The sequence below is a fragment of the Streptomyces sp. genome, from assembly GCF_031178505.1.
GTDB classification, from domain to species: Bacteria; Actinomycetota; Actinomycetes; order Streptomycetales; family Streptomycetaceae; genus Streptomyces; species Streptomyces gulbargensis.
Genome location: NZ_JAPSIW010000202.1, coordinates 1 through 9560, shown reverse-complemented (window position 1 = coordinate 9560; position 9560 = coordinate 1). Strand labels below are relative to the sequence as shown.

Here is a 9560-nt window from a genome sequence, read left to right as displayed (position 1 = left end):
GCCCGCTAATCTGGCCCCCGTCAGAGAAGCACCATGAAGGGGCGGAAGCAGTGGCGGACATCGAGTCGGCACGCACGGCATTCAACCGGTACGACGTGGACGGGGACGGCTTCATCACCGCCGCGGAGTACAAGAGCGTGATGGCGCAGCTGGGCGACTTCAACGTCACCGAGACGGTCGCCGAGGCGCTCATCAAGCAGCGCGACGACAACGGCGACGGCCTGCTGTCCTGGGACGAGTTCTGGGGCCACTACAGCAAGGCCTGACCACGCCCGCCCCGACGGGCGGCACCCACCTGAGTTGCCGCCCGTCCGGGGCTCGGTGACGATCGTCCGGTGACGCTTCCCGGACCTTTCGGTACGCCGAGCCGTCTGACCGCGGTGGTCCTCGCCGCCGCGGCCGTCCTGGCCGTCGCCCTCCTCGGCGCGGGCCTGGCCCAGACCGGAACCGGCGAACTCCGCATACCCGCGGCCGGCACCACCACGCTGCTCCGCCTGCTCGTCCTGACCGGCCTCGCCGTCCACGCCGGCGAGCTCGCCGGCACCCGCATCGCCGGCGCGGAGGGCCCCCTGCCCCGCCGCTGGTCCGTCCCCGCCGCACTCCTCGCGGCGACCGCCTCCGCCGCCCTCCTGCTGCTCCTGGCCGCCGTCAGCGGACTGAGCCTCCCCGTCGTGTACGGGATCCGGGAGGGCCGCCTGCTCCTCGTCACGGCCAACGCCTTCACCCTCGCGGCCCTGTGCGCCGCCTCCCGCAGACCCGCACTGGCCGCGCTCCCCCTGGCCGTCGCCATCGGCGCCGAGGCCCTGCGCGCCCACCCCGAGACCCCCGGCTTCGGCGTCGGCACCGCGCTCACCCTCGTCCACCTCACCGCCGCCTCGCTCTGGTGCGGCACGCTCCTGCACGTGCTGCGCACCCTGCGGCTGCGCGCGGGCGGGCGGCAGGTACTGCTCCGGTACGCCCGGATGGCCGCCTGTGTCTACGGGGCGCTCGCCGTCACCGGCACCGTCTCCACGCTGCGCAGACTGCCGCTCGACGCCGTGCTCGCCACCGCCTACGGCCGCGTCCTGATCGTGAAGCTGCTGCTGTTCGCCGGGGCGAGCCTGATGGCCCTCGCCGCCCGCTCACGGCTCCTGACCGGCGGCGACGCCCAGCCGCCCGCCCGTACCGAGCTGAGGGTCCTGGGGGCCGTCATGGTGGTCTCGGCGCTCCTGACGGTCGTGCCGGACCCGCACCGGCTCGCCCCCTGAGGCCCGGGGCCCCAGGGGATGACCGGACCGCTCAGCACTCGATGATGTTGACCGCGAGCCCGCCGCGGGCCGTCTCCTTGTACTTGACGCTCATGTCCGCGCCGGTCTCCTTCATGGTCTTGATGACCTTGTCGAGGGAGACCAGGTGGTTGCCGTCGCCGCGCATGGCCATCTTCGCGGCCGTGACGGCCTTGACCGCCGCCATGCCGTTGCGCTCGATGCAGGGGATCTGCACCAGGCCGCCGACCGGGTCGCAGGTCAGGCCCAGGTTGTGCTCCATGCCGATCTCGGCCGCGTTCTCCACCTGCTCGGGGGAGCCGCCGAGGACCTCGGCGAGGGCGCCGGCGGCCATGGAGCAGGCGGAGCCGACCTCGCCCTGGCAGCCGACCTCGGCGCCGGAGATCGAGGCGTTCTCCTTGAACAGCATGCCCACCGCGCCCGCCGCGAGGAGGAAGCGGACCACGCCGTCCTCGTCGGCGCCCGGGACGAAGTTCATGTAGTAGTGCAGGACGGCGGGGATGATGCCGGCCGCGCCGTTCGTCGGGGCGGTCACCACCCGGCCGCCCGCCGCGTTCTCCTCGTTCACGGCCATGGCGTAGAGGGTGATCCACTCCATGGCGTGCGCGGCCGGGTCGCCCTCGGAGCGCAGCTTGCGGGCCGAGTTCGCGGCCCGGCGGCGGACCTTCAGGCCGCCGGGCAGGATGCCCTCGCGGGACATGCCGCGCGAGACGCAGGCCTGCATGACCCGCCAGATCTCCAGGAGGCCCTCGCGGATCTCCTCCTCGGTCCGCCAGGCCTTCTCGTTCTCCAGCATCAGGGCGGAGATCGACAGGCCGGTCTCCTTGGTGAGGCGCAGCAGCTCGTCACCGGTGCGGAAGGGGTACTTCAGGACGGTGTCGTCCGGCACGATCGGGTTCTCGCCCGCGACGGCGTCCTCGTCCACGACGAAGCCGCCGCCGACCGAGTAGTAGGTCTTCTCCAGGACGAGCGCGCCCTCGTCGTCGTACGCGAAGACCGTCATGCCGTTGGCGTGGTACGGCAGTGCCTTGCGGCGGTGCAGGATCAGGTCGTCGTCGAAGGAGAAGGGGATCTCGTGGGCCCCGAGCAGGTTGATCCGCCCGCTCGCCTTGATCCGCTCGAACTCGCCGTCGGCGCTCTCCACGTCCACCGTGCGGGGGGAGTGGCCCTCCAGGCCGAGCAGGACGGCCTTCGGGGTGCCGTGGCCGTGGCCGGTCGCGCCCAGGGAGCCGTACAGCTCGGCCCGTATGGCGGCGGTGCCGGCGAGCAGGCCCTCGTTCTTCAGCCGGCGGGCGAACATCCGGGCGGCGCGCATGGGTCCCACCGTGTGGGAGCTGGACGGGCCGATGCCGATCGAGAACAGGTCGAAGACCGAGATGGCCACGGGGAGACTCCTTGTGGGGGCTGGTAGACGCCGTTGTCTGCCGGGGTGGAGCAGAAAAGCGCGGAAAACGTGGGGTGGGGCACCGCGCCCACTGTCCAGTGTGCGCGGTGCCCCGGGGGTTCGTACGAACGGTCACGGACGGACCGCGGAACAAAAGCGTACGAAATTACTTCAGGCCGGGGTACAGCGGGTGCTTGTCGGCGAGCGCCGTGACCCGGGCCTTCAGCGCCTCGGCGTCGAAGCCGGGCTTCAGCGTCTCGGCGATGACGTCGGCGACCTCGCGGAAGTCCTCGGCCCGGAAACCGCGGGTGGCGAGGGCCGGGGTGCCGATCCGCAGACCCGAGGTGACCATCGGGGGCCGCGGGTCGTTCGGGACGGCGTTGCGGTTGACCGTGATGCCGACCTCGTGGAGGCGGTCCTCGGCCTGCTGGCCGTCCAGCTCGCTGTCCCGCAGGTCGACCAGGAGCAGGTGCACGTCGGTGCCGCCGGACAGCACGGACACGCCGTGCTCCCTGACGTCGTCCTGGACCAGGCGCTCGGCGATGATCCGAGCACCCTCCAGGGTGCGCTCCTGGCGCTCCTTGAACTCCTCCGAGGCCGCGACCTTGAAGGAGACGGCCTTGGCCGCGATCACGTGCTCCAGCGGGCCGCCCTGGAAACCGGGGAAGACGGAGGAGTTCAGCTTCTTCGCGAACTCCTTCTTCGCCAGGATGACGCCGCCGCGCGGGCCGCCGAGCGTCTTGTGGGTGGTGGAGGTCACCACGTCCGCGTACTCGACCGGGTTCGGGTGCAGACCCGCGGCGACCAGGCCCGCGAAGTGCGCCATGTCGACCCACAGGTACGCGCCGACCTCGTCGGCGATCCGGCGGAACTCCGCGAAGTCCAGCTGGCGCGGGTACGCCGACCAGCCCGCGATGATCACCTTGGGGCGGTGCTCCTTGGCGAGCCGCTCGACCTCGGCCATGTCGACCAGACCGGCGTCGTCCACGTGGTACGCGACCACGTTGAACTGCTTGCCGGAGAAGTTCAGGCGCATGCCGTGGGTGAGGTGGCCGCCGTGCGCCAGGTCCAGGCCGAGGATCGTGTCGCCGGGCTGGGCGATCGCGAAGAGCGCGGCCTGGTTGGCGGAGGCGCCGGAGTGGGGCTGCACGTTGGCGTACTCGGCGCCGAACAGGTCCTTGATCCGGTCGATCGCGATCTGCTCGGCCACGTCGACGTGCTCGCAGCCGCCGTAGTAGCGGCGGCCGGGGTAGCCCTCGGCGTACTTGTTGGTGAGGACGGAGCCCTGCGCCTCCATGACGGCGACCGGAGCGAAGTTCTCCGAGGCGATCATCTCGAGGGTGGACTGCTGGCGGCGGAGCTCGGCGTCGACGGCGGCGGCGACGTCCGGGTCCAGCTCGTGGAGGGGAGTGTTCAGAAGCGACATGTTTCGATCCCTGGGGTCTCGGGCCCGGTCTCAGCCGGCGGAGAACTCGGCGTACTCGTCGGCGGAGAGCAGATCGTCCGGCGTCTCCGCGACGCGCACCTTGAACAACCAGCCACCCTCGAACGGAGCCGAGTTCACCAGGGACGGGTCGTCCACCACGTCCTGGTTGGACTCCACGACCTCACCCGTCACCGGGGAGTACAGGTCGCTCACGGACTTCGTCGACTCCAGCTCACCGCAGGTCTCGCCCGCGGTGACGGTGGTGCCGGCCGCCGGGAGATCGGCGTAGACGACATCGCCGAGCGCGTTGGCCGCGAACTCCGTGATGCCGACGGTCGCGACGCCGTCCACGGCGTCCGACAGCCACTCGTGCTCCTTGGTGTAACGCAGCTGCTGGGGGTTGCTCATGACCTGATTCTCCTGGATCGGGGGAGTGCGGATGTACGCGGGTCTTGCGTGGTGGGACGTGGTGTGAGACGAATCCGTCACTTCTGACGCTTGTAGAACGGCAGGGCGACCACCTGGTACGGCTCGTGGGTGCCGCGGATGTCCACCCCTACACCCTCGGTGCCGGGAGCGGCGTGCGCCGCGTCCACGTACGCCATGGCGATCGGCTTTCCGAGGGTCGGGGACGGGGCGCCGGAGGTGACCTCGCCGATCACCTCGCCGTTCGCGACCACGGACATCCCGGCGCGCGGGACGCGGCGGCCCTCGGCGACCAGGCCCACGAGCCTGCGCGGCGGGGCGGTCTCGGCGCGCTCGGCGGCGGCCTCCAGGGCCTTGCGGCCGACGAAGTCGCCCGGCTTCTCGAACTTCACGACCCGGCCGAGGCCGGCGTCGAAGGGGGTGAGTGCGGTGGTCAGCTCGTGACCGTAGAGCGGCATGCCCGCCTCCAGGCGGAGCGTGTCACGGCAGGACAGGCCGCAGGGGATCAGGCCCACGCCGGCGCCGGCCTCGGTCAGCGCCTTCCAGACGCCCTCCGCGTGCTCGGGCTTCAGGAACAGCTCGAAGCCGTCCTCGCCGGTGTAGCCGGTGCGGGCGATCAGGGCGGGCACCCCGGCGACCGTGCCGGGCAGGCCCGCGTAGTACTTCAGGCCGTCCAGGTCGGCGTCGGTGACCTGCCCGAGGATGCCGGGGGACTCCGGGCCCTGCACGGCGATCAGCGCGTACGCGTCGCGGTCGTCGCGGACCTCCGCGTCGAAGCCGTCCGCGCGGGCCACCAGGGCGTCCAGGACCACCTGCGCGTTGGAGGCGTTCGCCACGACCATGTACTCGGTCTCGCCGAGGCGGTAGACGATCAGGTCGTCGAGGATGCCGCCGTCCTCCTGGCAGATCATGGTGTAGCGGGCGCGGCCGTTGCCCACGGTGGAGATGTTGCCGACCAGGGCGTGATCCAGCAGGTCCACGGCCTGCGGGCCGGTGACGGTGATCTCGCCCATGTGGGAGAGGTCGAAGAGGCCGGCCCGGGTGCGCACGGCGGTGTGCTCGTCGCGCTCGCTGCCGTACCGCAGCGGCATGTCCCAGCCGGCGAAGTCGGTCATGGTCGCGCCCAGCGAACGATGGAGCGCGTCGAGGGCGGTGAGGCGGGGGGCAGTGCTCATGGGGTGGCTCCAGGGTCCCAAGGGCGTGATCGGTGACGAAAACACATGACGGGCGAGGACGTCCTCCCCATCTGTCATGGAACCTGAGAGGTTCACCGAGGGCATCCTCGGCTTGCACCTTGGGTGGGGACGCACCGGGCGTCCCGCTTTTCAGATCTGCCTCATCCACGCGGTACGGGGCCTGAGAGATTCAAGGGAGGGTCTTGCTCCTTCGGCGCCCGGACGCGCTCGGCGGTCCGGAACTCTCCCGCGCGGATTCGAGCGGCCGGTATGCGGTTGTACGGCGCTGAGCGCGCCTGGCGCGCACATCATTGCATGTGGTGTCGGCGGGGCAAATCGCTTGTCTCGGATTACCGATTCTTTACACTTCGTGGGCAAGGGTCTCCTCAGGTCTCCTGAGACCCGACAGGGGGAGCGATGACGATCGAGCACACCGGCGCATTCGCGGCCGGCACCGGCATACCGCCCCAGCGGGTGCCCGCCCGCGCCCGCGCGCGGACCCGCTCGCACGGCCGTGGACGGCTCCTGCGGGACCTGCGGGAGCGCGGCGGCCGGGGCCCCCGCGCCCTCACCTTCGCCGCCGGTGACCTGGTGGTCGTCTCCGGTCTGCCCGGCAGCGGCAAGTCCACCCTGATGAGGCGGACCGCGCACGGCCGGGGCATCGACTCCCAGGACGCCCGCGAACGCTGGGAGGCCCGTATGCCGCGCCTCCTGCCGTACGCCCTCTACCGCCCCCTGGTCCGCATCGCGCACTACGCCGGGCTGCGCCGCGCCCTGCGCTCCGGCGAGAGCGTGATCGTGCACGACTGCGGCACCCAGTCCTGGGTGCGCGGCTGGCTCGCCCGGGAGGCGCGGCGGCGCGGCCGCGCTCTCCACCTCGTCCTGCTCGACGTCGATCCGGAGACCGCCCGGTCCGGCCAGCGCGAGCGGGGCCGCGGCGTCTCGGCCTACGCCTTCGCCCGCCACCGCCGGGCCGTCGGCCGGCTGCTCGACGCCGCCGGGTCGGGCGCCCTGCCCCGCGGCTGCGCCTCGGTCACCCTGCTGGACCGGGACGCGGCGGGCGCGCTGCGGAAGATCGGCTTCCGGGAGGCGGCCTGAGTGCGGCTCCCGCGCGCTCGTACCCTTCTTTCAGGCCACACCGGCGGCGGGGCGGCGTTAGGGTGCTGCCGGGGACGGGCCGGGGGCGGCAGACCGTGCGAGAAGGGGACACAGGACCGTGGATGTGACGTGGCCGGGCAATGAGCTCGAAGAGGTGCTGGCCGCCTCGCTGGGCGACCCCGCCGCAGGCGGCCGGCTCGTCGAGGTGCTGGGGCGCAGCCCGGTCTGGGTGCCCCTGCCGAACGGCGGCGGGCCCGACAGCACGGACCTGGACCTCGCCACCATGGAGATCGACGGCGCGGCCTACGTGCCCGTCTTCAGCTCCGAACAGCAGTTCCTCGCCTGCGTCGGCCCCCACATGTCCTTCACCGTCGCCCCCGCCCGCGACTTCGCCCGCGGCCTGCCGCCCCAGCTCGGCATCGCCGTCAATCCCGGCGGCATCGTCGGCGTCCCGCTCCCCCCGCCCGCCGTGGCCGAACTCTGCCGGGTCGGCCGCACTCCGCTCGACGGCCCCGCCAGCGGCGGCCGCGTCCGCCTCTTCGAGCCCGACTGGCAGGACGACCCCGTCGACTTCCTCGCCGCCGCCTCCGCCGAGTTCGAGGCCACCGGGATCGTCACCACGGCCCGCCGCACCCTCGCCAGCGTCGAGGGCACCGAGCCGGCCCTCTTCATCGGCGTGCAGCTCGTCTCCCTGGACGGCGTCGACCGCACCGCGCCCCTGGACGCCCTCGGGCGCGCCCTGGGCCGCGTCGAGGTCGCCTGGCCCGTGAACCTCATCCTCCTCGACATGGCCCAGGACCCCGTCGGCGACTGGATGCTGGAGCGGGTGCGTCCCTTCTACCGGCGTGCCGCCGGGTGAGCGCCCCGCTGTCTAAGCTGAACCGATTCGAGCGAGCCGTACGACAAGAGGGGCGGAACCCAGGGTGAGCGCGTCAGGCACCGCCGCGGCCGGGCAGGTCGAGCACATGCTGCGTCAGGTGGCGCCCGGACGCTACGACGCGTACGAGCGGCTGCTCCACGCCCTCGCCGACGGCGAGGTGTGGATGCTGCTCTGGCAGGGTTCGGCCGGGTCGCCCGACGCGCAGTACGGGAACATGGAGGTCGACGGCTTCGGCTACGCCCCCTGCGTCACCTCCCCCCAGGAGCTGGCGGCCTCCGGCTGGCACCGCGCCCACGAGCGCGTCACGGGCCGGGAGATCGCCCGTGCCCTCTACCCCGACCGCTGGGGCGTCTGGCTGAATCCGCACGCCCCCGGCGGCGGCGTCGGCATCCCCTGGGCCGATCTGCGCCGGATCGCCACCGGTCTGGACCGGATGCCCGCGGGGCCGCTCAGGGTCGGCGAGCCCGCCGTGGAGATCCCGCAGTTCTACGCCCTGCTCACGCACACCGCCCACCGCACCCCGGCCGTCCGCTCGCTGCGCCGCGGCTGGGTGCAGCCCGCGCTCGGCTCGCCGTACCTGGTCATCGGGCTCGATCTGTACGACACCTCGGCGGCGGCCGTCGAGGAGGTGCGGGCGATGATGCGCCAGGCGATCGGCGCCGTCCCCGAGGGCCTGCCCGTCTCCACGGTCGCCCTCTCCGACGCGTACGACCCCGTGGCGCTCTGGCTCCGGGCGAACGCCCGGCCCTTCTACGACCGCGAGGCCCACGGCGGGCGCGGTTCCGCGTCCGTGCCCGGCTACGGTTACCCGCCACCCGCACCGTCCGGATACTGAGACGCCCTCCCGTTTCCCGCCCGCACCCCAGGCCTCCGGAGTTCGCCCCGGGGGCCTTCGTTCGCCCCAATTCACCATGCGGAAGCAGGAGTTGGGCGACATGTCCGGTTGCGCGGAAGAGGGACCCGGTTGGTCCGCTCAGATGATCGCGACGTCCGGATAACGGAAGTCACAGCACCGCATCACGGTTGCGCAAACATTCACCTCCAGGTCTGGCGGGTGATCGCGGACACATTGAAGACTCCCCGGAACACCGGGCGTTCGGCTCCGTTCGAGCCAGGGCCCAGCAGTTGTTCCACCGAGCCGCTACCCGCGGCGGGCAAGGGCCGGCTACCGGCGGCCGAGAGGGGTCCTCACCACGATGACGGCACCACTGCACGAGACGAGTGCGGCCGAGTCGACCGCAGCCGTCGACGGCGCGCCCGACGCCCCCGGCACCCCCGGCACCGGCAAGGCGATCGAGGGCCGCTCGCCCTGGCAGATCGCCTGGACCCGGCTCAAGCGCGACAAACTCGCCCTCGCCGGCGGCTTCGTCGTGGTCTTCCTCATCCTCGTCGCGATCTTCGCCCCGGTGATCGTCGGACTCCTCGGCCACCCGCCGGACGAGTTCCACGAGGACCAGATCGACCCGCTGTTCGGCACGCCGATCGGCTCCTTCGGCGGCATGAGCTCGGAGTTCCTCCTCGGCGTCGAGCCCGTCAACGGCCGTGACGTCTTCAGCCGCATCGTCTACGGCGCGCGCATCTCGCTGCTCGTGGCCTGCCTCGCCGCCCTCTTCGCCGTCTTCCTCGGCACCGTCCTCGGCATCGTCGCCGGCTACTTCGGCGGCTGGGTCGACGCCGCCGTCAGCCGCGTCATGGACGTCATGCTCGCCTTCCCGCAGCTCCTCTTCACCATCGCCCTGGTCTCGGTGCTGCCCAACGAGCTCCTCGGGCTCGACGGCTCGGGCGTCCGCATCGCCGCCCTGGTGCTCGTGATCGGCTTCTTCGGCTGGCCGTACGTGGGCCGCATCGTCCGCGGCCAGACGCTCTCGCTGCGCAACCGCGAGTACGTCGAGGCCGCCCAGAGCCT

The 9560-nt window shown here is 72.2% G+C and carries 10 protein-coding genes and 1 riboswitch; of the genes, 6 read left to right on the top strand and 4 right to left on the bottom strand.

Translation table 11 applies throughout. The features are described 5' to 3' along the window. The first annotated feature begins 50 nt into the window (after window positions 1-50). A complete protein-coding gene (locus RIF68_RS15915) occupies window positions 51-266 on the top strand; it encodes an EF-hand domain-containing protein (protein WP_309051908.1) in 216 nt (71 codons plus the stop codon). 69 nt (window positions 267-335) lie between these two features. Further along, on the top strand, window positions 336-1247 hold the full coding sequence (locus RIF68_RS15910) for a CopD family protein (RefSeq protein WP_309051907.1): 912 nt from the start codon (window positions 336-338) through the stop codon (window positions 1245-1247). 31 nt (window positions 1248-1278) lie between these two features. Here the strand turns inward: RIF68_RS15910 and RIF68_RS15905 are convergent, their stop codons facing one another. The 4 genes from RIF68_RS15905 to gcvT all read right to left on the bottom strand — a co-directional run bounded on the left by RIF68_RS15905 (window position 1279) and on the right by gcvT (window position 5676). After that, window positions 1279-2649 (bottom strand): L-serine ammonia-lyase, encoded by a 1371-nt coding sequence (locus tag RIF68_RS15905; protein WP_309051906.1) that lies wholly within the window; start codon window positions 2647-2649, stop codon window positions 1279-1281. A gap of 166 nt (window positions 2650-2815) precedes the next feature. Then, the gene (gene glyA / locus RIF68_RS15900; protein WP_309051905.1) at window positions 2816-4075 is read right to left on the bottom strand and encodes a serine hydroxymethyltransferase; all 1260 of its coding nucleotides are present in this window, start codon (window positions 4073-4075) and stop codon (window positions 2816-2818) included. Window positions 4076-4105: 30 nt separating this feature from the next. Next, on the bottom strand, window positions 4106-4483 hold the full coding sequence (gene gcvH, locus RIF68_RS15895) for a glycine cleavage system protein GcvH (RefSeq protein ID WP_309051904.1): 378 nt from the start codon (window positions 4481-4483) through the stop codon (window positions 4106-4108). Window positions 4484-4560: 77 nt separating this feature from the next. Next, window positions 4561-5676, bottom strand: coding sequence for a glycine cleavage system aminomethyltransferase GcvT (gene gcvT, locus RIF68_RS15890; RefSeq protein ID WP_309051903.1), 1116 nt, complete (start codon window positions 5674-5676; stop codon window positions 4561-4563). Window positions 5677-5836: 160 nt separating this feature from the next. Then, a riboswitch (glycine riboswitch) is annotated at window positions 5837-5936 on the bottom strand. A 157-nt stretch (window positions 5937-6093) separates the two neighbouring features. Here gcvT and RIF68_RS15885 point away from each other — a divergent pair. The 4 genes from RIF68_RS15885 to RIF68_RS15870 form a co-directional block, all read left to right on the top strand. Further along, entirely contained in the window at window positions 6094-6774 is a 681-nt protein-coding gene (locus RIF68_RS15885) for an AAA family ATPase (RefSeq protein WP_309051902.1), read from the top strand. 118 nt (window positions 6775-6892) lie between these two features. Then, window positions 6893-7633: an enhanced serine sensitivity protein SseB gene (locus RIF68_RS15880; protein WP_309051901.1), complete on the top strand. Its 741-nt coding sequence runs from the start codon at window positions 6893-6895 to the stop codon at window positions 7631-7633. A 64-nt stretch (window positions 7634-7697) separates the two neighbouring features. Next, window positions 7698-8489, top strand: a complete 792-nt coding sequence (locus RIF68_RS15875; protein ID WP_309051900.1) for an enhanced serine sensitivity protein SseB C-terminal domain-containing protein — start codon at window positions 7698-7700, stop codon at window positions 8487-8489. A 361-nt stretch (window positions 8490-8850) separates the two neighbouring features. Next, the coding region (locus RIF68_RS15870) for an ABC transporter permease (RefSeq protein WP_309051899.1) at window positions 8851-9560 on the top strand (710 nt) is incomplete at its 3' end.

Excerpts from the sequence above, each read along its gene's own strand:
- glyA (WP_309051905.1), bottom strand. The coding sequence starts at position 4,075 with ATGTCGCTTCTGAACACTCCCCTCCACGAGCTGGACCCGGACGTCGCC.
- gcvH (WP_309051904.1), bottom strand. The coding sequence starts at position 4,483 with ATGAGCAACCCCCAGCAGCTGCGTTACACCAAGGAGCACGAGTGGCTG.
- gcvT (WP_309051903.1), bottom strand. The coding sequence starts at position 5,676 with ATGAGCACTGCCCCCCGCCTCACCGCCCTCGACGCGCTCCATCGTTCG.
- RIF68_RS15885 (WP_309051902.1), top strand. The coding sequence starts at position 6,094 with ATGACGATCGAGCACACCGGCGCATTCGCGGCCGGCACCGGCATACCG.